The 26,266-nt window shown below is 69.4% G+C and carries 25 protein-coding genes; 17 read left to right on the top strand and 8 right to left on the bottom strand.

Features of this window, described 5'->3' with window-relative positions; all coding sequences use genetic code 11:
- Together A3AG_RS33270 and A3AG_RS0109220 are read left to right on the top strand one after the other, a co-directional pair.
- On the top strand, positions 1–276 hold a 276-nt coding region (locus tag A3AG_RS33270), incomplete at its 5' end, for an ISL3 family transposase (protein WP_018005124.1).
- Between the two features lie 234 nt (positions 277–510).
- Complete coding sequence (locus tag A3AG_RS0109220; RefSeq protein ID WP_018005123.1) at positions 511–990, top strand: SRPBCC domain-containing protein; 480 nt, start codon at positions 511–513, stop codon at positions 988–990.
- A gap of 51 nt (positions 991–1,041) precedes the next feature.
- Here A3AG_RS0109220 and A3AG_RS0109215 read toward each other — a convergent pair whose 3' ends face one another.
- The 5 genes from A3AG_RS0109215 to A3AG_RS0109195 all read right to left on the bottom strand — a co-directional run bounded on the left by A3AG_RS0109215 (position 1,042) and on the right by A3AG_RS0109195 (position 4,140).
- On the bottom strand, positions 1,042–1,257 hold the full coding sequence (locus A3AG_RS0109215; protein WP_018005122.1) for a hypothetical protein: 216 nt from the start codon (positions 1,255–1,257) through the stop codon (positions 1,042–1,044).
- A gap of 87 nt (positions 1,258–1,344) precedes the next feature.
- Positions 1,345–1,980 carry a TetR/AcrR family transcriptional regulator gene (locus tag A3AG_RS0109210; protein WP_018005121.1) on the bottom strand — a complete coding sequence of 212 codons (636 nt, stop codon included), beginning with the start codon at positions 1,978–1,980 and terminating at the stop codon, positions 1,345–1,347.
- A 13-nt stretch (positions 1,981–1,993) separates the two neighbouring features.
- On the bottom strand, positions 1,994–2,353 hold the full coding sequence (locus tag A3AG_RS0109205) for a nuclear transport factor 2 family protein (RefSeq protein ID WP_026164067.1): 360 nt from the start codon (positions 2,351–2,353) through the stop codon (positions 1,994–1,996).
- Between the two features lie 61 nt (positions 2,354–2,414).
- Entirely contained in the window at positions 2,415–3,200 is a 786-nt protein-coding gene (locus tag A3AG_RS0109200) for an SDR family NAD(P)-dependent oxidoreductase (protein ID WP_018005119.1), read from the bottom strand.
- A 37-nt stretch (positions 3,201–3,237) separates the two neighbouring features.
- Positions 3,238–4,140, bottom strand: coding sequence for an alpha/beta fold hydrolase (locus tag A3AG_RS0109195; RefSeq protein WP_035848257.1), 903 nt, complete (start codon positions 4,138–4,140; stop codon positions 3,238–3,240).
- A 128-nt stretch (positions 4,141–4,268) separates the two neighbouring features.
- Here A3AG_RS0109195 and A3AG_RS0109190 point away from each other — a divergent pair, with 128 nt between their 5' ends.
- The 7 genes from A3AG_RS0109190 (at position 4,269) to A3AG_RS0109160 (ending at position 11,331) form a co-directional block, all read left to right on the top strand.
- Positions 4,269–5,057 carry an SDR family oxidoreductase gene (locus A3AG_RS0109190; protein ID WP_018005117.1) on the top strand — a complete coding sequence of 263 codons (789 nt, stop codon included), beginning with the start codon at positions 4,269–4,271 and terminating at the stop codon, positions 5,055–5,057.
- Positions 5,058–5,216: 159 nt separating this feature from the next.
- Positions 5,217–6,788 carry a DUF1302 domain-containing protein gene (locus tag A3AG_RS0109185; RefSeq protein ID WP_018005116.1) on the top strand — a complete coding sequence of 524 codons (1,572 nt, stop codon included), beginning with the start codon at positions 5,217–5,219 and terminating at the stop codon, positions 6,786–6,788.
- 57 nt (positions 6,789–6,845) lie between these two features.
- Complete coding sequence (gene dmpE, locus A3AG_RS0109180) at positions 6,846–7,628, top strand: 2-oxopent-4-enoate hydratase (protein WP_018005115.1); 783 nt, start codon at positions 6,846–6,848, stop codon at positions 7,626–7,628.
- Positions 7,629–7,655: 27 nt separating this feature from the next.
- Entirely contained in the window at positions 7,656–8,561 is a 906-nt protein-coding gene (locus A3AG_RS0109175; RefSeq protein WP_018005114.1) for an acetaldehyde dehydrogenase (acetylating), read from the top strand.
- A 10-nt stretch (positions 8,562–8,571) separates the two neighbouring features.
- On the top strand, positions 8,572–9,597 hold the full coding sequence (dmpG, locus tag A3AG_RS0109170; RefSeq protein WP_018005113.1) for a 4-hydroxy-2-oxovalerate aldolase: 1,026 nt from the start codon (positions 8,572–8,574) through the stop codon (positions 9,595–9,597).
- 73 nt (positions 9,598–9,670) lie between these two features.
- Positions 9,671–10,657, top strand: coding sequence for a 5'/3'-nucleotidase SurE (gene surE, locus A3AG_RS0109165; protein WP_026164066.1), 987 nt, complete (start codon positions 9,671–9,673; stop codon positions 10,655–10,657).
- Positions 10,654–11,331 carry a hypothetical protein gene (locus A3AG_RS0109160; protein WP_018005111.1) on the top strand — a complete coding sequence of 226 codons (678 nt, stop codon included), beginning with the start codon at positions 10,654–10,656 and terminating at the stop codon, positions 11,329–11,331. Before surE ends, A3AG_RS0109160 begins: the two co-directional genes overlap by 4 nt.
- A 59-nt stretch (positions 11,332–11,390) precedes the next feature.
- On the opposite strand, the gene A3AG_RS0109155 is transcribed toward A3AG_RS0109160, so the two are convergent.
- Entirely contained in the window at positions 11,391–16,559 is a 5,169-nt protein-coding gene (locus A3AG_RS0109155; protein ID WP_018005110.1) for a trifunctional serine/threonine-protein kinase/ATP-binding protein/sensor histidine kinase, read from the bottom strand.
- Positions 16,560–16,615: 56 nt separating this feature from the next.
- On the bottom strand, positions 16,616–17,275 hold the full coding sequence (locus tag A3AG_RS0109150) for a response regulator transcription factor (protein WP_018005109.1): 660 nt from the start codon (positions 17,273–17,275) through the stop codon (positions 16,616–16,618).
- Between the two features lie 386 nt (positions 17,276–17,661).
- Between A3AG_RS0109150 and A3AG_RS0109145 the strand changes: the two genes are divergently transcribed.
- The 8 genes from A3AG_RS0109145 (at position 17,662) to A3AG_RS0109110 (ending at position 25,159) form a co-directional block, all read left to right on the top strand.
- Positions 17,662–18,348 carry a hydrolase gene (locus A3AG_RS0109145; RefSeq protein WP_018005108.1) on the top strand — a complete coding sequence of 229 codons (687 nt, stop codon included), beginning with the start codon at positions 17,662–17,664 and terminating at the stop codon, positions 18,346–18,348.
- A gap of 54 nt (positions 18,349–18,402) precedes the next feature.
- Positions 18,403–19,224: an alpha/beta fold hydrolase gene (locus A3AG_RS0109140; RefSeq protein ID WP_018005107.1), complete on the top strand. Its 822-nt coding sequence runs from the start codon at positions 18,403–18,405 to the stop codon at positions 19,222–19,224.
- 4 nt (positions 19,225–19,228) lie between these two features.
- On the top strand, positions 19,229–21,166 hold the full coding sequence (locus A3AG_RS0109135) for an amidohydrolase (RefSeq protein WP_018005106.1): 1,938 nt from the start codon (positions 19,229–19,231) through the stop codon (positions 21,164–21,166).
- A 39-nt stretch (positions 21,167–21,205) separates the two neighbouring features.
- Entirely contained in the window at positions 21,206–21,670 is a 465-nt protein-coding gene (locus A3AG_RS0109130) for a DoxX family protein (RefSeq protein ID WP_018005105.1), read from the top strand.
- 5 nt (positions 21,671–21,675) lie between these two features.
- Positions 21,676–23,307 carry an MFS transporter gene (locus A3AG_RS0109125; protein ID WP_018005104.1) on the top strand — a complete coding sequence of 544 codons (1,632 nt, stop codon included), beginning with the start codon at positions 21,676–21,678 and terminating at the stop codon, positions 23,305–23,307.
- Positions 23,308–23,336: 29 nt separating this feature from the next.
- Entirely contained in the window at positions 23,337–23,615 is a 279-nt protein-coding gene (locus tag A3AG_RS0109120) for a XapX domain-containing protein (protein ID WP_018005103.1), read from the top strand.
- A gap of 25 nt (positions 23,616–23,640) precedes the next feature.
- Complete coding sequence (locus A3AG_RS0109115; RefSeq protein WP_018005102.1) at positions 23,641–24,708, top strand: porin; 1,068 nt, start codon at positions 23,641–23,643, stop codon at positions 24,706–24,708.
- Between the two features lie 67 nt (positions 24,709–24,775).
- Positions 24,776–25,159: a response regulator transcription factor gene (locus A3AG_RS0109110; RefSeq protein ID WP_018005101.1), complete on the top strand. Its 384-nt coding sequence runs from the start codon at positions 24,776–24,778 to the stop codon at positions 25,157–25,159.
- A 68-nt stretch (positions 25,160–25,227) separates the two neighbouring features.
- On the opposite strand, the gene yddG is transcribed toward A3AG_RS0109110, so the two are convergent.
- A complete protein-coding gene (gene yddG, locus A3AG_RS0109105; protein WP_018005100.1) occupies positions 25,228–26,160 on the bottom strand; it encodes an aromatic amino acid DMT transporter YddG in 933 nt (310 codons plus the stop codon).
- Between the last annotated feature and the right edge of the window lie 106 nt (positions 26,161–26,266).

Genomic DNA, 26,266 nt, shown 5'->3' with positions numbered 1-26,266 from the left:
TGGTTCTATCGCCGCCCGGGATGGGCGCAAAAGGCGTGGGAGCATTGGTGCGAACAAGCAAGGCAGAGCCGAATACCTGCCCTCGAACTGTTCGCCCAGCGCCTGAAAGCGTATTGGCACGGCATCCTTGCCCGATGCCGCCATCCGCTGAATACCAGCGTCGTTGAGGGCATCAACAACACCATCAAAGTCATCAAGCGCCGAGCCTATGGCTACCGTGACGAGGAATACTTCTTCCTGAAGATCAAGGCTGCCTTCCCCGGAATTCCTCGTTGAACCAAAAAAATGCCGGCCATCCCGATGGCCGGCACCAAGCTCACAGCAGATGGAGAAATGCGGCCCCGCCGCGCATCGCCGCCGCCGGACAGCGCGAGCGCGGGGCCAACCTCAATTTGCATCACCGCGATAGCGTCGCCTTCGTCCACCCGGACTCGTCCGTTCGGGGTATGCGGGGCGCCGGCGGGTGGCTCTAGTGTTTCCCTTCCCAATGACTTTGATGAAGGAGCAGACATGGCCAAGGCCGAGAATCTGGTGACGTCGATCCAGGTAGAAATCGAGGCGCCGGCAGCGCTGGTGTGGGAAGTGCTGACCGACTTTGCACGCTACGGCGAATGGAACACGTTCTGTCCCGGACTGGAAACCACCGGCCGGCTCGGCGACATGGTGCACATGCAGGTGCGCATTCCCGGCACCGACCAGGTGATCCCGGTCAACGAGTACCTGGTGGCGTGGGAGCCGGAGCGGCTGCTGTCGTGGGAACAGCGCCCGACCGACGAGAACAAGGACGCGGCGCGGCGCGACCAGTACCTGGAAGCGATCGGCCCGGGACGCACCCGCTACTTCACCACCGACCTGTTCCTTGGCCTGAACGCCGAGACCATCATGCGCGAGCACGGTGCCTGGGTAAAACAGGGCTTCGACCAGGTGGCACGCGACGTCAAGGCGCGCGCCGAAGCGCTGCAGGCGCAGCGGCAGCGCAGCCGCAACTGAGCCGGCGGCGCGTGAGCGGCCCGAAGCCCGGGCCGGCCGATACTTGATGCCTTACTGCGGCGGGCGCTGGCTCAGTACCACCAGCGCGGCGGCGCCGCGGCTGCGCACGCAGGCGTCGTCGCAGCGCTCCAGGACGGCTTCGGCGGAGTGCAATGTCACCGTGGGCCGATCGTCCTGGCCGGCATCCATCGCCAGCCCCCAGGCCACGCCCATGGCGGCGCCAGCCCCGACCAGGCCTGCCGCCCAACGAAATCCCAGCCGCTTCATCGCTGTCTCCTGCGCTTGCCCTGCTTTTATCCGGGCTATTGCAAGCATCGTAGTCAGCGGCGGGCCGGACCTCTTCGTCCGAGCAGACTAAGGGGTATCCCGCATCAGCGCGGTATTGGAAGTGGCGTTGAATCGACAAGAAGCGCGCGCGGCGGGCGGCGCCGCGTGGTCCTGGTACAGCCGGGCCAGCACCACGGCGCTGCCTGACAGGCCGGCGGGCGCCAGATGCATCGCATGCGCGCCCAGCAGGCCCCACAGGTGCGCCACCAGCAGGCCGGCCAACTCCGGGCTGGGCAACAGCATCGCGAACGTGGCGCGCAGCGATTCGACGCCGCGCAGCACGCGCTCGCGCAGCGGACACAGTTCGCAGGCCTCGCCGCACTTGTGCTGCAGCAGCGCCGCAACCAGGCTGACATGGCGCGCGAGTTCATCGCCGTCCAGGAAGGCGTGCAACGCCTGCGCCAGTGCGTCCGGGCCGGCGCCGCCCTGCGCCAGCGGCGCGAGCCGCGCGGCGAAGTCGGCTTCGGCGCAGGACAGCAGCGCGCCCAGCAGTTCGGCGCGGGAACGGAAGTGCCCGTAGACGGCGCCGCGCGTCATGCCGATGGCGCGCGCCACGTCGTCGACGGTGACGCAGTGCAGGCCGCGGTGGCGGATCAGCTGCTGCGCGCTGGCGAGGATGCGCGCGCGCGTGACGGCGGCATCCTCGCGGGTGTGGCGGGCCATCGGCGCGGCGCGCTTACACGAAATGCACGTCGTCCGGGCCCCAGTGGGCGCGCATGCTGCGGATGCGGCCGTCGTCGTCGAAGCTCATGATGTCGGTCACGTCGATGCGCGCCGGCCGCCCTTCGAGCCGCGCATGTACGGCGAAGGTCAGCGCGGCGGCGTTGCCGTGGGAGCCGCGCGGCGGCGCCACCACCTCCAGCCGCGCGCCCAGCGCGATGGCGTGCTGGTAGAACGCCAGGATGGCGGGCTTGCCGGCGACCGGCTGCGCGCCAACCGGGTCTTCGACGATGGCATCGTCGGCGTAGAGCGCGGCAACGCCCTGCGCGTCGCCGGCATTGAAGCGCTCGACATAGGCGAGCAGCGTCGCCTTCATCGCGGCGCTGTCGGGATGAGGATTGGGCCCCTGGGACACGGAATGCTCCTGGTGGTGGGTTTCAGCGTGCGGTGTAGCCGCCGTCGATCACCAGCTCGGCGCCGGTGACGTAGCGTCCCGCGTCGGACACCAGGTACAAAATGCCCGCCGCGATGTCGCGCGGCTGGCCCACCTTGCCCGCGGGCGTAAGGCCGCCCAGGTAGTCGAACAGCCCCTCGCCCTGCCCCGAGGCCTGCGCCACGTGTTCCAGCATCGGCGTGCGGATAAAGCCCGGATGGATCGAATTGGCGCGGATGTTCTTGCCGGCGTACAGCAGCGCGTCGGTCTTGGCCATCATCCGCACCGCCGCCTTCGACGCGTGGTAAGGCGGCACGTCCGGGCCGCCGGCGATGCCGTACATCGACGACACATTGACGATGGCGCCGCCGCCGGCGCGCTCCATATGCGCGATGGCGTGCTTGGTGCACAGGAAGGTGCCGGTCACGTTCACCGCCATCACCTGCTGCCATTGCTCCAGCGCCAGTTCATGGGTGGGCGCATTGGGTCCTTCGATGCCGGCGTTGTTGACCAGGATGCCGAGCCCGCCGAAGCGCCCGGCGATCTCGGTGAACACGCGCGCCACCTCGTCTTCGCGGGTGACGTCGAGCTTCCAGAACGCGGCTTCGCCGCCGGCGGCGCAGATGGCTTCGGCAGTCGCCTTGCCGTCGGCTTCCAGCACGTCGAGCACGGCCACCCTGGCACCAGCGGCCGCGAGCATGCGCGCGGTCTCGGCGCCGATGCCGCGCGCGGCCCCGGTGATGGCCGCCACCTTGCCGCGCAGGCCGAACAGGTCATACGGGTATTCCATGATGTCTCCTTGGTCTTTGTCTTGTGGGCGCAGGCAATTATGCCGCGCCGGCGGGGGCCGTATCGCCCAGGAAGCCCAGGCATTCGCGGTTGAAGTACGCCGCGTGCTCGACCATCACCCAGTGGCCGCAGCGGTTGATCATGACAAAGCGCGCATCGCCGCAGCCGCTCAGGAACTTCGCCGCGCCGGAGGCGGGATTGAACTGGTCCTCGGTGCCCCAGAAGCCCAGCACCGGGCAGCGGATCCCGCCCAGCCGCGCGGTCAGGTTGGGCACCTTCATCGTCGCCAGCACTTCGCGCGGCTGCTCGCGGCACACCGCCATGCGCTCGTCGACCAGCGCGTCGGTGACCAGGCTGGCGTCGTGCACCAGCAATTGCAGCAGCTGGCGCATGGTGTCGGGATTCATGTGGCCGCCGGTAAACAGCGACACCATGCGCTGGATGCCCGGCATCTCGAAATAGGTTTCGCGCTCCTCCACGCCGCCGGGCGCCATCATCACCAGGCGGCTGACATGCTCGGGATAATCCAGCGCGTACTGCAGCGCGATCGCGCCGCCCAGAGAATTGCCCACCAGCACGCAGCGCGGCAGTTCCAGCGCCAGCAGCTGCTCGCGCAGCGCGGCGACGAAGAAGTCCAGCGTGTATTCGACATCGTCCGGCTTGGACGACAGCCCGTAGCCCGGCAGGTCCACCACTACGGTACGGAAGCCCGCCGCGGCGAACGCCGGCACATTGTGGCGGAAGTTGCTGTGCCCGCTCGCGCCCGGCCCGCTGCCGTGGATAAAGACCACCGGCTCGCCGGCGCCGGCATCCAGGCAGTGCAGGCGCAGGCCCCTGGCGGTGGTGATGAAGCGTCCCACCGGCAGGTTGGGGTGAAGCGAAGCTGGCGTGGAGGACGTGGCGGGGGCGATCGGGGCGGTGTGCTGCGAGGTAGCGGACATGAGGGCGTCTCCCTTGGTTTGCCCAGCATCTTGCGCAGCGCCACCGCCCCGGGCATCGTTCATTCGGACTACGAGCCGCCGCGCCACTTCTCCTACGATGGGCGCTCCATGCAAAACGGGGCAAGCCCATGACAGGATTCGACTACACCGGCCAGACCGTGCTGGTCACCGGCGGCATGCGCGGCATCGGCCGCGCCATCAGCGCGGCCTTCCTGCGCGCCGGCGCGCAGGTGTTCGTGTGCGGGCGCACCGCGCCCGCCGACGACCGCGAACTGCCGGCTGCAAACGGCCGCAGCGCCCGCTTCATTGCCGCGGACATCCGCGACCTGGAACAGGTCGACGCCATGCTGGCGCAGATCGCGCAGGCCAGCCCGACGCTGGACGCGGTGGTCCACAACGCCGGCGGCGCGCCGTTCGCGCTGGTTGCCGACGCCTCGCCGCGGTTGCTCGAGTCGGTGATCCGGCTCAACCTGGTGGCGCCGCTGCAGCTGGCCCAGCGCTGCAATGCACGCATGCAGCAGCAGGCCGGCGGCGGCACCCAGCTGTTCGTCGGCAGCGTCAGTGCGCTGCGCCCTTCGCCCGGCACCGCGGCCTACGGCGCCGCCAAGGCCGGCATCCTCAACGCGGTGCGCACGCTCGCGGTGGAATGGGCGCCGCGCGTGCGCGTGGCCGCGGTCAGCCCGGGCATGGTGCTGACCGATACCTCGCAGCAGCAGCACTACGGCGACCCGGCGGCGCTGCGCAGCATGGCGGCGACGGTGCCGCTGGGCCGGCTGGCGCTGCCGGACGACATCGCCGCCGCCTGCCTGTTCCTGGCATCGCCGCAGGCCTCGTACGTGAGCGGCGCCAACCTCGTCATCGATGGCGGCGGCGAGCGGCCGGCCTTTCTCGACGCGGCCTCGGTGAACCGCGGCTGAGCCACCGCTGACCCGTGGCTGGGGCGCTGCCCGTAGGGAAACCGCCTAGTCCGTTCTGCCGATTTGTGCATGGCTCCCCCTCTCTACGCTTCTCGTCCAGGCGAGCGCCGATCGAAGTGCCAGGCAATGAACCAACACCGATTCCACGGGGAGACCACCATGCACCAACCACCACGCGGGCCACAGCAGCGCCGCAACCGGCTGCGGCCCATCGCCGCGGCAGCGGCCCTGACGGCGCTGGCCGCGCTGCTCGCGCAGCCCGCGCAAGCCGGCGACACCATCGACTTCGGCAACGACACCACGCTCGACTACAGCGTCACCGCGTCCTACGGCGCTGCGGTGCGCACCGGCCGCCAGAGCGACGCGCTGCTGAGCCCGGCCAATATCAACGGCGACGACGGCGACCGCAACTTCAAGCGCGGCGACATGACCGCGAACCGTGTCTCGCTGCTGGGCGAGGCGCACCTGAAGCGCGGCGAATTCGGCGCGCTGCTGCGCGGCAGCGTGTTCTACGACTGGGCCTACAGCGGCACCAACTCCAACAACGCGCCCTTCACGGTCAACCACAGCGGGCCGTTCAACCAGTTCACCGAGTCGGCGAAGGACTACCACGAGCACCGCGCACAGCTGCTCGACGCCTATGTCTACGGCGCCACGCCGATCGGCGGCACGCAGCTGAGCTTCAAGCTGGGCAACCAGGTGGTGGCGTGGGGCGAGAGCCTGTTCTTCGCCAACATCGCCGGCGCGCAAGGGCCCGCAGATGCCACCAAGGCCTTCGTGCCCGGCGCCGAGGTCAAGGACATCCTGCTGCCGGTGCCACAGGCCTCGCTGCAGCTGCAGGTCACGCCGACGTTCAGCCTGATGGGCTACTACCAGTTCACCTACAAGCCGAACCAGATGTTCGCCCCGGGCAGCTATTTCAGCACCACCGACGTGGTCGGACCCGGCGCCGAGTTCATCATCGGGCCGGGCTTCAACATCCCGCGCGGCCCGGATATCCGCCCGTCCGACTGGGGCCAGTGGGGTGTCGGTGCCCGCTTCCGCGTGTTCGAGGACACCGAGATCGGCATCTACCAGTTGCGCTACCACGACAAGAACCCGAGCGTGGTCACCTCGCTGTTCCCCACGCTGCAGTACCAGCAGAAGTTCTACGGCGGCATCAACCTGACCGGCGCCAGCTTCTCGACGCAGCTGCTCGGCGCCAACGTCGCCGGTGAAGTCAGCTACAAGGACGGCATACCGATGCTGGTGGACGTGGCGGGGTCGCCCACCGCCTCGCGCGGCAAGGCGCTGCAGGGCAACCTGTCCGCGATCTACTCGGTGGGGCCGACCTTCCTCGCCGATTCGCAGTCGCTGCTGGGCGAAGTCTCGTACCTGCACGTGCTTGACGTGGACCCGGTGATGGGCTTCAGCAAGCTGTCGAACACGCGCAACTCGGCGGCGGTCCAGGTGGGCTGGTCGCTGACCTACAACAACGTGTTCGACGGCTGGGACGTCACCGTGCCGCTGACCTATGCGCAGCAGTTCAGCGGCAGGTCGGCGGTGGCCGGCGCCTTCGGCACGCTGATGGGCTATGGCGACAAGCGCGCCAGCGTCGGGCTGACTTTCAAGTACCTGAACAACCTGGAGCTCAACCTGACCTACGCCGCGTTCATCGGCGGCGCCAACATCGTCAACCGCCCGCTGGCCGACCGCGACTACGTGGCCTTCAACGCCAAGTACTCGTTCTGACCCTGGTCCCGGTCCGCGCCGCCTGCTTGGCCGCGCGGACCACCCCTTTTTCGTGCCATGAATGCCGACCTGATCACCACGCTCAGCAACGAACTCCACCACGCACTGGTCACGCGCACGCCGGTGCCGCCGCTCAGCGGCCGCGGCCTGGCGCTGGATGTCGGCGCCGCCTACCGCATCCAGCAGGGCTTCGTCGCCCACCGGCTCGCGGCCGGCGACCGCGTCACCGGCAAGAAGATCGGCGTGACCAGCGCCGCCGTGCAGCAGATGCTCGACGTGCACCAGCCCGACTTCGGCATCCTGCTGCAGAGCATGCACTACGCCGCCGGCCAGCCCATTCCCACAGCGTCGCTGATCCAGCCGCGCGCCGAGGGCGAGATCGCCTTTTTCCTGCGGCGCGACCTGCGCGGCCCGGGCGTGACGCGCGACGACGTGCTCGACGCCACCGAGGCGGTGGCGGCGTGCTTCGAGATCGTCGACTCGCGCATCCGCGACTGGCGCATCCGCATCGAGGACACCGTTGCCGACAACGCCTCGTGCGGCGTCTATGTGCTCGGCGACGAGCGCGTGAGCCCGCATGCGGTGGACCTGGCCGCGTGCGCGATGACGCTCGACAAGAACGGCGAATGCGTCGCCACCGGCCTGGGCAGCGCCGCGCTGGGCCACCCCGCCGACGCGGTGGCGTGGCTGGCCAACACCCTGGGCAGCTACGGCATTGCCCTGCTGGCCGGCGAGACCATCCTGTCGGGCTCGCTGGCGGCGCTGATTCCCGTGCAGGCCGGCGACCGCCTGTCCATGCATATCACCGGCATCGGCGGCTGTGCCGCCGTGTTCTCCTGACTGTCTGACCCTGCGATCCCAAACACCATGAACAAGATCCGATGCGCCCTGATCGGTCCCGGCAATATCGGCACCGACCTGCTCTACAAGCTGCGCCGCAGCGACATCCTGGAACCGGTCTGGATGGTCGGCGTGGAGCCGAGCTCCGAGGGCCTGGCGCGTGCGCGCGAACTGGGGCTGAAGACCACCAGCGACGGCATCGACGGCCTGCTGCCGCACCTTGAGGCCGACGATATCCGTATCGCCTTCGATGCCACCTCGGCCTACGTCCACGCCGAGCACTCGGCCAAGCTGACCGCGCGCGGCGTGCGCGTGATCGACCTGACGCCGGCGGCGATCGGGCCGTTCTGCGTGCCGCCGGTCAACCTCGAGGCCCATATCGGCAGCAACGAGATGAACGTCAACATGGTCACCTGCGGCGGCCAGGCCACCATCCCGATGGTCTATGCGGTATCGCGCGTGCAGCCGGTGGCGTATGGCGAGATCGTGGCGACGGTGTCGTCGCGCTCGGTCGGGCCCGGCACGCGCCGCAATATCGATGAGTTCACGCGCACCACCGCGGGCGCGATCGAAGCCGTGGGGGGCGCGCGCCAGGGCAAGGCGATCATCGTGATCAACCCGGCCGAGCCGCCGCTGATCATGCGCGACACCATCCACTGCCTGACCGAGGACGCGCCCGATGTTGCCGCGATCACCGCGTCGGTGCACGAGATGATTGCCGAGGTGCGCAAATACGTGCCCGGCTACACGCTGAAGAACGGCCCGGTGTTCGACGGCAAGCGCGTCTCGATCTTCCTCGAGGTCGAAGGCCTGGGCGACTACCTGCCGAAGTACGCCGGCAACCTCGACATCATGACCGCCTCGGCCGCCAGGACCGCCGAATGCATCGCCGCCGCCATGCGCGCCGGCAGCCCTGAAACCGCCACTGCCTGAGGAGCCGGCCATGACCCAACGCATCACCCTGCACGACATGACCCTGCGCGACGGCATGCATCCGAAGCGCCACCAGATCTCGCTGGAACAGATGAAAGGCATTGCCCGCGGGCTCGATGCCGCCGGCGTGCCGCTGATCGAAGTGACCCACGGCGATGGCCTGGGCGGCGCCTCGGTCAACTACGGCTTCCCCGCGCACAGCGACGAGGAATACCTGCGCGCGGTGCTGGGCGAACTGAAGCAGGCGCGCGTGTCGGCGCTGCTGCTGCCCGGCATCGGCACCGTCGACCACCTGCGCATGGCGCATGAGATCGGCGTGCAGACCATCCGCGTGGCCACGCATTGCACCGAGGCCGATGTCTCGGAGCAGCATATCGGCATGGCGCGCAAGCTCGGCATGGATACCGTCGGCTTCCTGATGATGGCGCACATGGCGCCGGTGCAGACGCTGGTGCAGCAGGCGCTGCTGATGGAAAGCTACGGCGCCAACTGCCTGTACATCACCGATTCCGCCGGCCACATGCTGCCGCACGACGTCACCGAGAAGCTCACCGCGGTGCGGCAGGCCTTGCGCCCCGAGACCGAGCTGGGCTTCCACGGCCACCACAACCTCGCCATGGGCGTGGCCAACTCGCTCGCGGCGATCGCCTGCGGCGCGACCCGTATCGACGCCGCCGCCGCGGGACTCGGCGCCGGCGCCGGCAATACGCCGATGGAAGTGCTGGTGGCGGTGTGCGAGCGCATGGGCATCGAGACCGGCGTCGACGTGTTCCGCATTGCCGACGTGGCCGAGGACCTGGTGGTGCCGATCATGGACCACCCCATCCGCATCGACCGCGACGCGCTCACGCTCGGCTATGCCGGCGTGTATTCGTCGTTCCTGCTGTTCGCCAAGCGCGCCGAGGCCAAGTACCGCATTCCCGCGCGCGAGATCCTGGTGGAGCTCGGCCGGCAGCGGCTGGTGGGCGGCCAGGAAGACATGATCGAGGACACCGCGATCACGCTGGCGCGCGCGCGCGGACTGCCCGTCGCGTAAGGACGCTTTCGATCCGGCCCGGCACGCCGGGCACTGCTTTCATCACCCACCAAGAAAGAGGAGACAGGTACCCATGCTCAGACTTCGTGCCCGCCCGCGGCTTGCCGGCTTGGCCTTTGCTGCGATGGCACTGGCCGTCGCATCCAGCCCGGCCCACGCCCTCAATATCCTGCTGACCAATGACGACGGCTGCGCCGCGCCCGGCATCGCCGCGGTGCGCAAGGCCCTGCAGGATGCCGGCCACCGCGTCGTCACGGTCGGCCCCGCCACCAACCAGAGCGGCTCGGGCGCGGCCTATGCCGTGCCCGATGGCCGCACCCGGCTGGTGGTGGACCCGCTCGCCGGCAGCGCCGATACCTTCTGCGTGCACCGGGTCAAGCCCACCTATGTCGCGGGCAGCGCGCTCAACAGCACCAATCCGGACTATATCGGCACCGGCTCGCCGGTCGACGCCACCGCCATCGGCCTGAAGATCGTCGCGCCCGAAACCGGTCTGACCCCGGACCTGGTGGTCTCGGGCGCCAACTTCGGCGAGAACCTGTCGGATTCGATCCCGCACTCGGGTACGGTGATGAACGTGCTGTACGCCGCGCGTCGCGGCGTGCCCGGCATCGCGCTGAGCGTGGGAGTGGACTTTGCCGAGGCACGCTCGGGCTTTCCCGGCACCCTGGCCGCGTTCCCCAAGGCCGGCGCCTTCCTGGCGCGCGTGATCGCCACGCTGGAGGCCACCCGCGCCGCCGGCCAGCCGCTGCTGCCGATGGCCAACCCGCTCAGCATCAACTACCCGGTCGGCGGGGCCCCGGCCGGCGTGCGCCTGACCGTGCCCGGCACCGTGGATTCCTTTACCACGGCCTACAAGCGCAACCCCGACAACACCGTCTCGATCGACGTGGGCGCGGCCGAGACCGAGCTGGCCGCGCTGGCGAAGACCGCCGAGACGCCGGCCTTCCTGGCGAAGTACATCACCATCTCGCCGCTCGATGTCGACTTCCGCCCGACGCCGCTGGCGCGGGGCCTGTTCAACCGCTCGCGCCGCGAGCTGGCCAACCTGGCTCCGTGAGCACCGATACCATGGGCAAGCAACTTCGACACTGGCGCCACCTCGTGCTCGCATGCGGGGTCGCGGCCGTCGCCGCATGCGGGGATGAGCAGGCGCAGGACGTGAACGGCACCGCGGCCGTCGGCGCCGCGCTGGCCGGCGCGACCGTGCAGGTGCGCGACGCGCAGGGACAGCTGCGCCACGCCACGGCCGATGCCAGCGGCACATTCCGCCTGTCCGGCGTACCGGACGGGGCGCTGATGGTCCGCTGCGAAGGGGGGCTCGCGCAGGGCCAAGCCAACCACCAGCGCCTGCACGGACTTGTGCTGGGCGGGCGCACCGTGAACTGCACGCCGCTGACCGAGCTGGCGCTGTGGAAGCTGATGGGCGGCCCGCCGGGCCAGGCCTTCGACAGTTTCGGCGCAGGGAGCGCCAGGGAGCTGTCCGCCGAAGCCATGGCCGAAGCGGAAAGCGCCGTGCTGGCTGCGCTGGCCGCCGGTGCCGGGGTCGATGTCGACCCCGCCGCCGTCCCGCGGCGCTGGCATGACACCCCGCTGCAGGCCGGCAATGCCGGCGACGCTCACGATGCCGCGCTGGATGCGCTGCGCGAGGCCATTGCCGACCAGGGCTCCATGGATTTCATGGGCGAGATGGTGGTGCGCGGACTGTGCGTGGCGGACGCCAACTGCGGATGAGGCAAGCGCTGCGGGACGGGTGAAGATCACCGTCCCGCAGCGCCGCCGCGGTGGATCTTTCAGGGCTGCGCCGCCGGCAACAGCCCGGACACCGGCAGCCGGAACAGGAACTCACTGCCGCCGCTGCGCCGGTTGCGCACTTCCAGCGTGCCGCCATGCGCCTCGATGATGGAGCGGCAGATGGCCAGGCCCATGCCCATGCCGTCTTCCTTGGTGGTGAAGAACGGTTCGAACAGCTGGCCCAGCACGTCGTCGGGGATGCCGGCGCCACGGTCCTGCACGCTGACGACGACGGTATCCTGCTCGCGGTACGAGGTCACGATCAGCTCGCGCTGCGCGGGCAGGGTCTGCGCCATGGCGTCGAGCGCGTTGGTGATCAGGTTCAGCACCACCTGCTGCAACTGGACGCGGTCGGCTTCGACCACGGCCGGCCCTGCCGCCAGGCGCGCGACCACCCTGACGTGATGCGCGTCGAGGTCCAGGCGCGCCATGTCCAGCACCTCGCGCAGGACATCGTCGGGATGCAGCGGCGCCAGCACCGCCGGCGCCTGCCTGGCGAGCGCGCGCAGGGCGCGGATGATATCGGCGGCGCGCAGCGCGTTCTGCCGGATGTGGGTAAAGCCGTCGAGCGCCTCGGCCACCTCCGGCCTGGGCCGGCTGAGCCAGCGCAGGCTGGCGTCGACGGTGGCGACGATGGCGGTCAGCGGCTGGTTCACCTCATGGGCGATCGATGCGGCCAGGCTGCCCATCACGGTCAGGTGAGAGGTGCGGGCCAGCGCCGTGCTGGCGCTGCGCAGCCGCATTTCGGCCGCGACGCGCCGGTTGCTTTCGTCGATCAGTTGCTCGTACAGGCGCGCGGTCTCCAGCGAGATGGCCACTTGCGGCGCCAGCACCTCGAGTTCGGCGATGCGGGTGGCGTCGAACACCGCCGGTGCCAGGCTGTTCTCCAGGTACAGCACGCCGATCACGCCGCCGCCGCGCAGCAGCGGCAGGCACAGCACCGAGCGCAGGCCGGCGGCAATGGCGCCCTTGGTGCGGATCGACGGCGCGTCGACCATGGCATCGTCCAGCGCCAGCGTCTGCCGGGTGCGCAGCACGCTGTTGAGCACCGCCAAAGGCAGCGCCTGCTCGCTCGGCACCGCGCTGCCGAGCGTCACCACGACCTTGCCGTCGACCACGCGCGCCGAGGCCTCGATCATGGGCTGCTCGCCACGCATCAGCAGCAGCAAGCCGTACTGGGCGCCGGCATGGACCACCACATGGGTCATCAGCGTTTCGATCAGCCGGTCCATCACGATCTCGGTGGACATCGCCCGGGCCGCCTTCATGCCGAGTTCCCAGCGCGAAGCGCTGACCTTGCCGTCGGCGCCGGCAGCGTCGTCGCCAACGTGATCGGGCCCCGCCGCATCGCGCTGCGGATGACGCGCGGCCAGCAGCATCGCCTTGTAGTCGGCGCCCCAGCGGCGATAGCCGGCACCGGCCAGGCGCCAGTGCTGCGCGGCCGCGGTCGGCAGGCCGCGCGCATCGCACAGCATGCCGGCCAGCTCATGCGCGAGCGCCGCCTCGTGCACGAACCCCGCCGCCGTGGCGGCGGCAGCGGCCTCCTCGTAGCCGGCCAGCGCCTGCATCGGATCGCCGCGCAGGCGGGCCAGTTCGGCGTCGACCAGCGCCAGCTTGCCCTGGAACGTCAGCGGGTTCAGCGCCGCCCAGCGGGCAAAGCAGTCGCGATGCGCGGACACCCGGGCCATGACGCTGTCCGGCGCCGCGTCAGGGTCCGCGTGCGCCAGCGCCAGGGCCAGGTACAGCCGGCAATCCGCGACGTTGATATGCGCCGGCGCCGACCAGATCAGCGTCTCGGCCTCGCGCAGGCTGCGCAGCGCGTGTTCCCATTCCTGCCGGAACACCGCCGCCATGCCGTCGTAGAGCCAGATCCAGAACTGGGTCGGCAGCGAGTTGGCGTGCGCCAGCCGCTGCGCCGCGCTCATCCGGTGGACGGCCTCGCCCTGTGGCGGCGCGTCGTCGCCGCTGCGCAGCCGGTGCAGGAAATGGTGCTGCGAGTACAGGATGAGCTCGATATCCCGGTACTGCACCAGCCGGGTCAGCGCGAGCCCGCGGTCGATCTCTTCCTCCACCAGGCGCAGGTGCTCGCCCATGGCGAGCAGGTCGGACGCGATATGGTTGCAGGCATAGCAGGCCATGCCGATATCGCCCGAGGCCCGGCCCAGCGTGACCGCGCGCTGCGCATGCGCCAGCGCGTAGGACAGCGGCCGGGTCCAGGCGCTGACCTGGTCGACCGCCACCAGCGTGGCGATGCGCTCGGCCTCGTAGCCCTGGCGGTCGGCCAGGTCCATGGCCGCCAGCCCGTAGGCCAGCCCGTCCTCGTATTCCTCGTACAGGCTGGCGATGAAGACGCCGAACCAGGACAGGCCGTATGGCGATTCCGCGGTGGCACCGTGCTCCAGCGTCAGCTCCACCATCTTGGCCACATGCAGGAAGCTGATGCCGTCGCGCACGAACAGCGACGAGATCAGCGTCGACAGCAACCCCATGATGGTCTGGATGCGGCTGTCTTCGGTCGCCGGCAGCAATGCCAGGCTGCCGATCGCGCGCCCGCCCAGCGCCTGTCTCACCGCGTCGTAGGCTTCGCGCATGCGCGCCGGCGACGGCCCGCGCTCCAGGTGGATATCGAGCAGCGCCAGCCCCGACAGCGCGGCGTTGATCGCGCCCTCGTAGTCGGAACGCACGGTCTGCAGGCTGGCCTTCAGCCGATGCACGGCAGCCTTGTCCACGGGCGGCAGCGCGCGCGCCAGCAGCGCGTCGATCTCCTGCGAGGCCTGCTCCAGCCGCGCCTGCGCCAGCAGGCACTCGCAGTGCAGCACGCTGGCGGCGTAGGCCAGCGCGCGGTGAGTCGACCACCATGACGGCTGCATCAGCGCGAATGCCGCGTCGGTGTAGCGCGTTGCCTGCGCCATCGCCGCGCTGCGCCTGGCGCGCCTGGCGGCGACCAGCAGCACCTCCACGAACGCCACGCGCTGCGGCTCCGGCAGCGGATGGCCGGCCGCGCGTTCGATCTGGTTGCCGATCTCGAAGGCATGCACGGCCAGCTCGGCCTGCCAGTGCCCGATCATGATGGCCGCGATGCGCGCGTGCGCGGCCGGGCGCGCGCGAGGCTCGATCATGGCGTACGCCGCTTCCAGCACGCGGTCATGCTGGAACGCATAGCCGTCCTCGGTCCGCACCAGCAGCCCGGCGGCGACGAACGGCCGCACCCGCTCGCCGAGCTCCGACGCACTGAGCTGCGCCACGCACGCGAGCAGGCTTTGCTCGCAGCGGATGCCCACGCAGGCCAGCTGCTGCAGCAGCTCCGTGCCGGCTTCCGGCAGCCTGGCAAAGCGCCGGGTCATCAGGTCGGTCACGCTGTCGGTGTAGCGATGCTGCGCGGCGTCCGCCTCGTCCCAGTGCCAGCCAGAGCCGTCCTCGCGGTACGCCAGCACGCCGTCGTCGACCAGCGCGCGCAACAACTGGTACGAGAAAAAGGGATTGCCGCCGGTCTTCCCATGCACCAGGCGCGCCAGCGCTTCCACGCGCGGCGCGGGCTCGTTGAGGGCGGCCCCCACCAGCTCGGCCAGCTCCGGCACGGCCAGCGGGCGGACCGCGATGCGCGTGACCGGCAGCGCGCCGGCGCGGCTGGCGTGCAGCAGCCAGGAGAAGCGCTGCTCCACGTCGTTGCCGTGGTCGCGATAGGCGGCGATCAGCAGCAGATTGCCCGGCCGTTGCGCGGTAAAGGCTTCCAGCAGCGCAATGGTCGACGCATCGGCCCATTGCAGGTCATCGAAGCACAGCACCAGCGGCGCGGCCCGTTCGGCAAACGTGGCAAAGGTGGCAAGAATGGCCTTCTGCGCGCGCGCCTGCGCCTGCTGGGCCGGCACGTCGGCCAGCGGCGCGGTGCGTCCCAGCACATGACCGGCCTCGGGCGCCAGCACGGCAATGGCCCGGCCCTGCCCCGCCAGCGCGCCGAGCCAGCGCTCGCGCACCGGCGCCAGCGCGGCTTCCGGCTCGCCGAGCAGTGGCAGGGTCAGCGCGCGGATCATCTGCGCGACCGGCGCATACGGAATATCGAGTTGCAACTGGTCGCTCTTGCCGCTGACAAAGCGCAGCCCCTGCTGCCCCGCCTGGCACGACAGCCAGGCCGCCAGCGCCGACTTGCCGGAGCCGGCGGCGCCGGCGATCAGCACCAGCTCGGACTGGCCGCTGTGGCGCACGCGCGCCAGCGCATCGGCAAGCTGCGCGGTTTCGCGGGCGCGGCCAAAGAGTTCGCCGGACACGTTCAGCGTGGAGGTTGCGCCGGCGGCATCGAGGACAAACGACGCGATCTCGCCGCGGTCGCGCCAGTCCGCCTGGCAGCGCAGCAGGTCGGCAAGCAGCGACATGGCGCTGGCATAGCGGTCGACGGGATCCTTGGCCAGCAGCCTGAGCACGATCGCACCCAGCATCGGCGCAATGCCGGCAGCGCGCGCCTGCGGCGGCACCGGTTCGATGGCGAGATGGGCATGCTGCCACGCCGCGGCCGAGCCGGCCGTAAACGGCAGCGTGCCGGTCAGCATCCGGTAGAAGGTGACGCCGAGCGAGTACAGGTCGGAGCGGGCACTGGTGCGCGCCTGGTCGGCGCGGGCAATTTCGGGCGACTGGCAGGGCCACGATGCCGGTCCGGGCCGCGGCACGACGGGCGGCATGGCGTCGAGCGCGGTGGCATGGTCGAACCCGGTCAGGCGCACGCCAGCGCCGCCGTCGGCGAGCAGGTTGTGCGGCCGGATATCGCCATGCAACAGGCCGTGCGCATGCGCGCCCGCCAGCGCCCGCGCGCTGCCGATGGCCAGTTCCAGGAAGCGGGCGGCGGGCACGGGGTCATCGCCCAATATCGCGGCGAAGGTCGAGGCCGGCGCACCGCCATACACCACCACCATGCGGTCGGCCGTGCGCAGCGTGGCCACCGGCACCGCGGCCCAGTCCGCCTGCAGGCGCGCGGCCAGCCGGGCTTCCTGCTGCAGCGGCCCGCTCTCGGCCAGCGGCGCACTCCTGGCGAAGCAGCGCAGTCCGGTGTCGGGATCGAACAGCTGCACCGCGCTGACGCCGTCCGATACGTGCAGCACAATCTGTGCGGCCCGCGTCAGCCAGGCGTTGTCAAAGGCCGGCGCGGTGCTTTGCCGCGGGGGGATGCCGGGCGTCATGGGGCAGGAAGGGTCGCGGGCGCCGCGCCGGCACGCGCAAATTGGTCGGGGTGCACTCAGCCGCCGACCTTGCAGATGCCAAGCTGCTGCGCCATCAGCACCAGCTCGGCAAAGGTGCGCGCCTTCATCTTGCGCATGGCCTGGCCACGGTGGATCTTCACCGTCACCTCGCTGATACCGATCTGTGCGGCAATCTGCTTGTTGAGCAGGCCGGACACCGCCAGGCCCATGACTTCGCCCTCGCGCGGCGTCAGCGACCGGTAGCAGGCGTGCAGCGCTTCAAGCTGGCGCAAGCCCTCGCGCCGGCCCCGGTCCTTCGCCAGCGCAGCGGCCACCGCATCGAGCAGGTCCTGGTCGCGGAACGGCTTGGGCATGAAGTCTTCGGCGCCGGCCTTCATGGCCGCGACGGTCATGGCGATGTCGCCGTAGCCGGTCATGAAGATGATCGGGATATGGACGCCCAGCTGGCCGAGACGCGCCTGCAGGTCCAGTCCGCTCGGCCCGCGCAGCCTGACATCGAGCAGCAGGCAGCATGGCGTATCGGGAAAGGGCGTGGCCAGCAGTTCGGCGGCCGAGGCGAACAACGCCACCTTCAGGCCGACCGAACGGCACAGGCTGCCAAGCGCACGGCGCAGCGCGGCATCGTCGTCGACCACCAGCACCGTCGCGTCATCGTTCGCACTGGTGTCGGCTGGCTCCAGGCTCGGTGATGTCACGGTCAGATCTCCAGTGCGCTCGGAAAGGTGTTGCGGATTATAACCAGCAGGCATGTCATCGCAAGGACCGGGACTGGATCACGTCAGTGATGCAACGGGCACCCATACCATGGTGTTAGTCGCGGGCGCGCGCCGCGACGGCGTGCGGCGGCCGCGCCCATTCGCCGCGCAACGGCGCCCGCCGGGCACCACATGTGGGCACCGGCGCAACCGCCGGGTAATACGAACATCCGATTTGCGTGGGCGCGGGCACCGACTAGCCTTGTATCCGGCGGCGCTGCGGTAACGCAACCGGGCTGCCTTTTCCGTCCCTGCCGTGTCGCGACCTTGCCTTCAAGCAAGGATCGCACCGGGGGCCCAACCCTGTGTTCCCAAGGAACGACATCATGTCCAATCCGAAGCTCGAAGTCCTCACCCCGCAGAACAGCCAGCTGATCATCATCGACCACCAGCCGCAGATGGCCTTCGGCGTGCAGTCGATGGACCGTCAGGCCATGAAGAACAACGTGGTCGGCCTGGCCAAGGCGGCCAAGATCTTCAATATCCCGACCACCATCACCACCGTCGAGAGCGAGTCGTTCTCGGGCTACACCTATCCGGAGCTGCTCGACGTGTTCCCGGACCACAAGACCCTGGAGCGCACCTCGATGAACTCGTGGGACGACCAGAAGGTGCGCGACGCGCTCAAGGCCAACGGCCGCAACAAGGTGATCGTCGCCGGCCTGTGGACCGAGGTCTGCAACACCACCTTCGCCCTGTGCGCGATGCTGGAAGGCAACTACGAGATCTACATGGTGGCCGATGCTTCGGGCGGCACCAGCAAGGAAGCGCACGACTACGCCATGCAGCGCATGGTGCAGGCCGGCGCCGTGCCGGTAACGTGGCAGCAGGTGCTGCTGGAATGGCAGCGCGACTGGGCCCATCGCGACACGTATGACGCCGTGATGAAGCTGGTCAAGGAGCATTCGGGTGCCTATGGCATGGGCGTCGACTACGCGTACACCATGGTCCACAAGGCGCCGCAACGCACCGCCACGCCGCACGAGTCGATCGCGCCGGTGCCGGCGCGCTGAGCCTGCGTCCATCTCGCTTCCACCTGTCATCCTCCTCCATCGAAAAGGTGAACCATGAGCTTTATCACTACCCACGACGGCACCCGGATCTTCTACAAGGACTGGGGCTCGGGCCGCCCGGTCGTGTTCTCGCACGGCTGGCCGCTCAATGCCGACGCCTGGGACGCGCAGATGCTGTTCCTGGTGCAGCAGGGCTTCCGCGTGATCGCCCATGACCGCCGCGGTCACGGCCGCTCGGACCAGCCCGCGCAGGGCAACGACATGGACACCTATGCCGACGACCTGGCGGCGCTGCTGGACGCGCTGGACTTGCAGGATGCGACGCTGGTGGGCCATTCCACCGGTGGCGGCGAGGTGGCACACTACATCGGCCGCCATGGCACCAAACGCGTCGCCAGGGCGGTGCTGATCGGCGCGGTGCCGCCGGTGATGCTGAAGACCACGGCCTACCCCGGCGGCCTGCCAATGGCGGTGTTCGACGGCATCCGCAAGGGCGTCGCCGACAACCGCTCGCAGTTCTACCGGGACCTGGCGGTGCCGTTCTTCGGCTTCAACCGCGACGGCGCCAAGGTCTCGCAGGGCACCATCGATGCGTTCTGGGCGCAGGGCATGGCCGGCGGCATCGTCGGCCAGTACGCCTGCATCCGGGAATTCTCGGAAGTGGACTACACCGAAGACCTGAAGAAAATCGACGTGCCGACGCTGATCCTGCACGGCGACGACGACCAGATCGTGCCGATCGACAACTCGGCGCGCCTGTCGGCAGAGATCGTGAAGGACGCCACGCTGAAGGTCTACCCCGGTGCCTCGCACGGCATGTGCGTAATCAACGCCGACCAGGTCAATGCCGACCTGCTGGCCTTCCTGAACGCCTGACCTTATGTCAGTCACCCGCCGGCAATTCATCGCCTCCGCCGCCGCGCTCGGCGCGGCCGCCTCCTCGGAGATCTTCGCCATGTCACCGGAAAACCCAGACCTCATCCTCGTCAACGGCAAGTTCGCCACGCTCGACAAGTCCAATCCGCAAGCCGACGCCGTGGCCGTTCGCGACGGACGCTTTGTCGGCGTCGGCACGCGCCAGGACATCATGAAGCTGGCCGGGGCGCAGACCAAGGTGATCGACCTGAATGGCCGGCGGGCCATTCCCGGGCTGATCGACAGCCATATGCATATCATCCGCGGCGGCCTGAACTACAACATGGAGCTGCGCTGGGACGGCGTGCGCTCGCTGGCCGACGCGATGCGGATGCTGAAGGACCAGGTGGCGCGTACCCCCGCGCCGCAATGGGTGCGCGTGGTGGGCGGCTTTACCGAGCACCAGTTCGCCGAAAAGCGCCTGCCGACCATCGAGGAACTGAACGCCGTGGCGCCCGATACGCCGGTGTTCATCCTGCACCTGTACGACCGCGCCATCCTGAACGGCGCCGCGCTGCGCGCGGTGGGCTACACCAAGGACACGCCCAACCCGCCGGGCGGCGAGATCGTGCGCGATGCGCGCGGCAACCCCACCGGCCTGCTGCTGGCCAAGCCCAACGCGACCATCCTGTACGCGACGCTGGCAAAGGGCCCGAAGCTGCCGCCCGAATACCAGAAGAACTCGACCCGCCATTTCATGCGCGAGGTGAACCGGCTTGGCGTCACCGGCGTGATCGATGCGGGCGGCGGCTATCAGAACTACCCCGAGGACTACAGCATCATCGAGGAGTTGCACAAGGAAGGCCAGCTGACGGTGCGGCTCGCGTACAACCTGTTCACGCAGAAGCCCAAGGAAGAACTCCAGGACTTCAAGACCTGGACCGCCACGGTCAGGCCGGGCCAGGGCGACGACCTCTACCGCCACAACGGCGCCGGCGAAATGCTGGTCTACACCGCGGCCGACTTCGAGGATTTCCGCGTCGAGCGCCCCGAGATGGCACCGTCGATGGAAGCCGACCTGGAGCCGGTGATCCGCCTGCTGGCGGAAAAGCGCTGGCCGTGGCGGCTGCATGCCACCTATGACCAGACCATCTCGCGCGCGCTCGACGTCTACGAGAAGGTTGCCAAAGACATCCCGTTCGATGGCCTGAACTGGTTCTTCGACCACGCCGAGACCATTTCCGACCGCAATATCGACCGCATTGCCGCGCTGGGCGGCGGCATCGCCGTGCAGCACCGCATGGCGTATCAGGGCGAATATTTCGTCGAGCGCTACGGCGCGCGCGCTGCCGAAGCGACGCCGCCGGTGAAGAAGATGCTGGAGAAAGGCGTCAAGGTCGGCGCCGGCACCGACGCCACCCGCGTGGCCTCGTACAACCCGTGGGTGTCGCTGTACTGGCTGACCACTGGCAAGACCGTGGGCGGCATGCCGATGTACCCGCAGGCCAACCTGCTCGACCGCGAGACCGCGCTGCGGCTGTGGACCGAGGCCAATGCCTGGTTCTCGTCGGAAGTGGGCAAGAAGGGCCAGATCAAGGTGGGCCAGCTTGCCGACCTGGCGGTGCTGTCGGCCGATTACTTCAGCGTGCCGGGCGACGAGATCCAGGACATCGCCTCGGTGCTGACCATCCTCGGCGGCAAGGTGGTCTATGGCGACGGCGACTTCGGCAAGCTGTCGCCGCAGATCCCGCCGGCAATGCCGGACTGGTCGCCGGTGCGGCATGTGGGCGGCTACCAGCCGCGGCCGCAGGCACGCCAGCTGGCCATGAACACCGCGTGCGGCTGCGCCAGCAGCTGCGGCGTGCACGGGCACGCGCATGCCAGGGCCTGGACCGCGAGCGTGCCGACCGCCGACGAAAGCACCTTCTGGGGCGCACTCGGCTGCTCGTGCTGGGCGTTCTGATCTCGGCCACTTCCCCAACGCCCCACCCGGAGACCGGCGATGCCTGAACCGACTACCACGCAGACGCCGGATTCCTCCGGCGCAGGCGCACTGCGCATGCCGCGCTGGCTGCACTGGCTGGCGCTGCTGCTGCTGTGCGCGGCCTACCTGCAGGGCGGCCTGGTCAAGCTGGCCGACTTCGGCGGCGCGGTCGCCGAGATGCAGCATTTCGGCCTGTCGCCGGCGGTGCCGATGGCGATTGCGACCATCGTGCTGGAGCTTGGCGCGTGCGCCATGATCCTGCTCGGCTGGCGCCGCTGGCTGGGCGCCCTGGCGCTGGCGGCGTTCACGCTGGCCGCGACCTTCGTCGCCAACCGCTTCTGGCAGGCGCCGCCCGACGCCCGGTTCATGATGGCCAATGCCTTCTTCGAACACCTGGGGCTGGTCGGCGGCTTCCTGCTGGTGGCCTGGCATGACCTGCGCGAACGTGCGCGACGCACGCCTTCCGTGCAAACCAACCGGTGACCCGCATGGCAGAACAAGCCCTCCGCCCCACGCCTACGCCTGCCGATGGCGGCACCTTCGCGCCGCTGGCGCAGGCCACCTTCGCAGTGCTGTGGGCAGCGACCATCCTCGGCAATATCGGCAGCTTCATGCGCGACGTGGCCAGCGCCTGGCTGGCCACCGACCTGTCCACCTCCCCCGCCGCGGTCGCCACGATCCAGGCCGCGGCCACGCTGCCGGTGTTCCTGCTGGCGATTCCGGCGGGCGTGCTGTCCGACATCCTCGACCGGCGCCGCTTCCTGATCGCGGTGCAGGTGGGGCTGGCCATGGTCAGCGGCACGCTGATGGTGCTGGCGTGGCGCCAGGCGCTGACGATCGAGATCCTGATCGGCATGGCCTTCCTCGGTGGCATCGGCGCGGCGATGATGGGCCCCACCTGGCAATCGATCGTGCCGGAACTGGTGCCGCAGCACGAGCTCAAGCGCGCCGTCGCGCTCAATGCGCTGGGCGTCAACATCGCGCGCGCGATCGGCCCGGCTGCCGGCGGCCTGCTGCTGGCCGCGTTCGGCGCGGCCACGACCTATGGCGTGGACCTGGTCAGCTATGTCTTCGTGATCGCCGCGCTGCTGTGGTGGAAGCGCCCGCCGCGCCCCGCCGATCCGCTGCGCGAGCATTTCCTGGGCGCGTTCCGCGCGGGGCTGCGCTTTACCCGCGCGCACAGCAAGCTGCATGTCGTGCTGGCGCGCGCGGCGGTCCATTTCGCCTTCGGCAGCAGCATCTGGGCGTTGTTGCCGCTGGTGGCGAAGCAGCTGCTGCACGGCGGCGCCAGCCTCTATGGCGTGCTGCTGGGCGCGGTGGGCCTCGGCGCGATCCTCGGTGCGCTGGTGATGCCGCGGCTGCAGCGGCGCCTCGACGCCGACGGCATGGTGCTGCTGTCGGCCGTCGTCACCGCCGTGGTGATGGCGGCGCTGTGCATCGCGCCGCCGGTGTGGGTGGCGCTGCCGCTGTTGCTGTTCCTCGGCGCCGCCTGGATCACCGCACTGACGACGCTGGGCGGCGTGGCGCAGGCCATCCTGCCCAACTGGGTGCGCGGCCGCGCGCTGGCGGTCTACCAGATGGTCTTCAACGGCGCGATGGCGGCTGGCAGCCTGGTGTGGGGCTTCGTGGCCCAGGCGCTGGGCATCTCCGGCGGACTGCTGGTCGCCGCCGGCGGCCTGCTGGCCGCGGCGCTGCTGCTGCATCGGCTGCGCCTGCCGCGTGGCGAGGAAGACCTGGCACCGGCCCAGCACTGGCCGGAGCCGGAGGGCGCCGAAGAGATCGCGCATGACCGCGGACCGGTGATGATCCTGATCGAGTATTGCATCCGCGCGGAAGACCGCGATGCCTTCTTGCGCGCGGTGCACAAGCTCTCGGAAGAACGGCTGCGCGACGGTGCCTTCAACTGGGGCGTGATGGAAGACCCGGCCGACCCGGAACTGCTGACCGAGTGGTTCCTGGTCGAATCCTGGGCCGAGCACCTGCGCCAGCACCGCCGCGTGCCGCACGCCGATGCCGACCTGCAGCGCGAGATCACGCGCTTCCATGCGCGCGAGACGCCGCCGCGCGTGCGGCACCTGCTGGGCGTGGGCCTGCCGCCCGCGCCGTCGGCGCCGCGCTGATTCTTCAACCTTGTCAGGAATCCGATCCCATGAAGCTCTACCTTGTTTCCCTTGCCGCTGGCATTCTCGTCGGCATCATTTACGCACTGATGCAGGTCCGCTCACCGGCGCCGCCGGTGGTGGCGCTGGTCGGCCTGCTCGGCATGCTGATCGGCGAACAGGTGGTGCCGCCGATCAAGCGCATGCTCGCCGGCGAACCGGTGACGGCCGCGTGGTTCCACAGCGAATGCATGCCCAAGATCACCGGAACCCCCGGTCCGACCCTGAACGCCGCCAGCAAGCCGCCCGCCGACGATGCCACGAACTAGTCCTGGCTTCCGGGCGCTGCTTGGCATGTGTTGCGCCGCGCTGTGCGCACCCGCGCTGGCGGCCGGCAGCGTCACCGTCTACGGGCGCCTGAACACGTCCATCGAGTACAGCCACGCCAGCACGGCCACCGACGGCACCAGCCTCGGCAGTGTCGTGCGCCTCAACAACAACCGCTCGGTATTCGGCCTGCGCGGCGAAGAAGACCTGGGCGGCGCGCTCAAGGCCTTGTGGCAGATCGAAAGCGCGTTGTCGCTGGATTCGGGCCAGGGCCAGATCGCCAGCCGCAATTCGCGCATCGGCCTGCAGGGCAGCCATGGCCTGCTGTTCCTGGGCCACTGGCACACGCCCTACACCGAGGCGACCATGGGCTACGACCCGTACTACCCGACCACGGCGGGCTATATGGCGCTGATCGGCAACGGCTCGGCGTCGAGCACGGACAATGTCGAGAACACCAGCGCCTTCGACCGGCGCCAGAAGAACATCGTGCAGTACCGCTCGCCCAGCTGGGCCGGCGTGAGCCTGTGGCTGGGCTGGGGCTTGCCCGAGGAAAAGGCCACCGTCGCGCGCAATCCCGCGCTGTACTCGGTGGCGGCGGTCTATGAGCGCGGCCCGCTCAACGCGACGCTGGCCTGGGAGCGCCACCAGCACTACCAGGCCGCCGGCCGCAACGACGACGCGCTCAAGGCCGGTGCGGCGTGGCAGCTGCTGCCCGGCACGCGCCTTGCCGCGGTGGTCGAACACCTGCACTACCGCACCGACAGCGGCGACCTGCAGCGCAATGCCTACTATGCCTCGCTGGTGCAGCAGGTGGGGACCGGCAGCGTGCGCATCGGCGTAGCCTATGCGGCCAACGGCACCGGGTCGTCGACGGACACCATCGGCTTCTTCCGCAGCGGCGCGCAAACCCATGCCATGCAGTTCACGGTCGGCTACGACTATCCGCTGTCGCGGCGCACCGCGCTGTATGCCTACTACAGCCGCATCGACAATGCCGACAACGCGATCTACGACTTCGCCATCAACGATCTTGGCATCCGCGCCGGCGCCGATCCGCAGACGTTTGCGCTGGGGCTGCGGCACACCTTCTAGTGGCGCCAACGCAGCAAGGGGGCGTGCGTGACCCCTGCCACCGCGCACGCCTGTTGGAGGAGTTCGCGTGAATGCCACGCCCGTGATTGCCATTGTCGACGACGACGCCGCCGTGCGCCACGCCCTGGGGCGGCTGCTGCGCGCCTGCGACCTGGCCGTGGAGCTCTACCCCGGCGCGGCGCAGTTGCTGGCGTCGCCATCGATCGAAGGCATTGCCTGCGTGGTCGCGGACGTGCAGATGCCCGGCATGGACGGCTTTGCGCTCAGCGCCGCGCTGCGCGCGCGCGGCCTGCGGATGCCGGTGATCTTCATGACGGCCTTCGACAAGCAGGCATATGAAGCGCGCGCGCGCGCGGCCGGGGCGGCGTGCTTTATCGGCAAGCCGTTCGAGGATACCGAGATCATCCGGTGTATCGAACGGGCGCTGGGGCTGCCGCGCGACACGCGGTAGGCTGGCCCTACCCGCCGCGCGCCTGCGCTGCGCGCGCAGTCATTGCACGCACGCCGGCCGCCGTCACGCTATGTCGGCTGGCCGGACACGGCGGCCGGCGCGGTGCGTTGCCCTTTGCCGCGCGTCGCAAGCCAGCTCAGGATGGAACCCCCGACCACCATGGCAGCGCCCTTCCAGAACGCGAACGACAGCGGCGCATGCAGCAGCATGGCGGCCAGGGCAGCCGACAGCACCGGAATGAAATACGATGCCCCCGCAAGCACCGTCACGTTGCCGTGCAGGATGCCGACATTCCACGCCGCGTAACCGAAACCCATCGCAGCGGCTGCCAGCGCCAGGTAGACCACGCCGGCAACGCTGAACGCCATCGCTTCTCCGCCGGTGAACAAGTACTTGGTCCACAAGGCCAGCGCGGTCAGCATGAAGAACAGCGTGACGGCGTTCTTGCCCTGGGCGATGCGGGTCGTCACGGTGCAGTAGCCCGCCCAGATCACCGCGCCCGCGAAGGCCAGTCCGTAACTGAGCGGGTTGTCACGCACGCTGGCCGCCATGCCCGCCACATCTAGCCCCTGGTCCCCGGCCACTACCAGGCAGATGCCGAGTATGGCCACCAGCAAACCCGGCACGATCAGCCAGCTGGCCCGCTGCCGGTTGAACAGGATGGCGGCCAGCATGGTGAAGCTGGGCCACAGATAGTTGACCATGGCTACCTCGATGGCCTGGCTGCCGCTGCCGGCGTAGCCGATCGACAGCGACAGGCACAGCTCGTACGACACGAACAGCACGCTGCCCCAGACCAGGTAGGCGCGCGGCAGCGCCCGCAGCCGGACGCTGCCCACCGAAACCCACAGCAGCGCGCAAGCCACCGTGTACATCAGCGCCGCGCCACCGGTGGCGCCGAAGCTTTCGGTGACGCCGCGGATCAGGCCAATCACGGCACTCCAGAGCAGCACCGCAGCCAGCCCGACCAGCGTTGCCTGTTTTCTCTGCATGACTGCCATGGGATAAAGCCATCGATGGAACGGAAGGGGCATTACTTTACTTGATCGAAGGCCTGCGCTCACCGCTAGAATGCAGCAACGACGCCGCGTCGCGCGTCGGTTCGAT

It is taken from the genome of Cupriavidus neocaledonicus (genome assembly GCF_000372525.1).
Classification (GTDB): domain Bacteria; phylum Pseudomonadota; class Gammaproteobacteria; order Burkholderiales; family Burkholderiaceae; genus Cupriavidus; species Cupriavidus neocaledonicus.
This window is presented reverse-complemented; position numbering and strand designations above follow the sequence as displayed.

Bases quoted from the DNA above. Each gene is read 5' to 3' on its own strand.
- A3AG_RS0109115 (WP_018005102.1), top strand. From the start codon at position 23,641: ATGTGTTGCGCCGCGCTGTGCGCACCCGCGCTGGCGGCCGGCAGCGTC.
- dmpG (WP_018005113.1), top strand. From the start codon at position 8,572: ATGACCCAACGCATCACCCTGCACGACATGACCCTGCGCGACGGCATG.
- A3AG_RS0109125 (WP_018005104.1), top strand. From the start codon at position 21,676: ATGGCAGAACAAGCCCTCCGCCCCACGCCTACGCCTGCCGATGGCGGC.
- A3AG_RS0109205 (WP_026164067.1), bottom strand. From the start codon at position 2,353: ATGAAGGCGACGCTGCTCGCCTATGTCGAGCGCTTCAATGCCGGCGAC.
- dmpE (WP_018005115.1), top strand. From the start codon at position 6,846: ATGAATGCCGACCTGATCACCACGCTCAGCAACGAACTCCACCACGCA.
- A3AG_RS0109210 (WP_018005121.1), bottom strand. From the start codon at position 1,980: ATGGCCCGCCACACCCGCGAGGATGCCGCCGTCACGCGCGCGCGCATC.
- A3AG_RS0109220 (WP_018005123.1), top strand. From the start codon at position 511: ATGGCCAAGGCCGAGAATCTGGTGACGTCGATCCAGGTAGAAATCGAG.
- A3AG_RS0109155 (WP_018005110.1), bottom strand. From the start codon at position 16,559: ATGACGCCCGGCATCCCCCCGCGGCAAAGCACCGCGCCGGCCTTTGAC.
- yddG (WP_018005100.1), bottom strand. From the start codon at position 26,160: ATGGCAGTCATGCAGAGAAAACAGGCAACGCTGGTCGGGCTGGCTGCG.
- A3AG_RS0109190 (WP_018005117.1), top strand. From the start codon at position 4,269: ATGACAGGATTCGACTACACCGGCCAGACCGTGCTGGTCACCGGCGGC.
- surE (WP_026164066.1), top strand. From the start codon at position 9,671: ATGCTCAGACTTCGTGCCCGCCCGCGGCTTGCCGGCTTGGCCTTTGCT.
- A3AG_RS0109200 (WP_018005119.1), bottom strand. From the start codon at position 3,200: ATGGAATACCCGTATGACCTGTTCGGCCTGCGCGGCAAGGTGGCGGCC.
- A3AG_RS0109145 (WP_018005108.1), top strand. From the start codon at position 17,662: ATGTCCAATCCGAAGCTCGAAGTCCTCACCCCGCAGAACAGCCAGCTG.
- A3AG_RS0109120 (WP_018005103.1), top strand. From the start codon at position 23,337: ATGAAGCTCTACCTTGTTTCCCTTGCCGCTGGCATTCTCGTCGGCATC.
- A3AG_RS0109130 (WP_018005105.1), top strand. From the start codon at position 21,206: ATGCCTGAACCGACTACCACGCAGACGCCGGATTCCTCCGGCGCAGGC.
- A3AG_RS0109175 (WP_018005114.1), top strand. From the start codon at position 7,656: ATGAACAAGATCCGATGCGCCCTGATCGGTCCCGGCAATATCGGCACC.
- A3AG_RS0109215 (WP_018005122.1), bottom strand. From the start codon at position 1,257: ATGAAGCGGCTGGGATTTCGTTGGGCGGCAGGCCTGGTCGGGGCTGGC.
- A3AG_RS0109135 (WP_018005106.1), top strand. From the start codon at position 19,229: ATGTCAGTCACCCGCCGGCAATTCATCGCCTCCGCCGCCGCGCTCGGC.
- A3AG_RS0109185 (WP_018005116.1), top strand. From the start codon at position 5,217: ATGCACCAACCACCACGCGGGCCACAGCAGCGCCGCAACCGGCTGCGG.
- A3AG_RS0109195 (WP_035848257.1), bottom strand. From the start codon at position 4,140: ATGTCCGCTACCTCGCAGCACACCGCCCCGATCGCCCCCGCCACGTCC.
- A3AG_RS0109140 (WP_018005107.1), top strand. From the start codon at position 18,403: ATGAGCTTTATCACTACCCACGACGGCACCCGGATCTTCTACAAGGAC.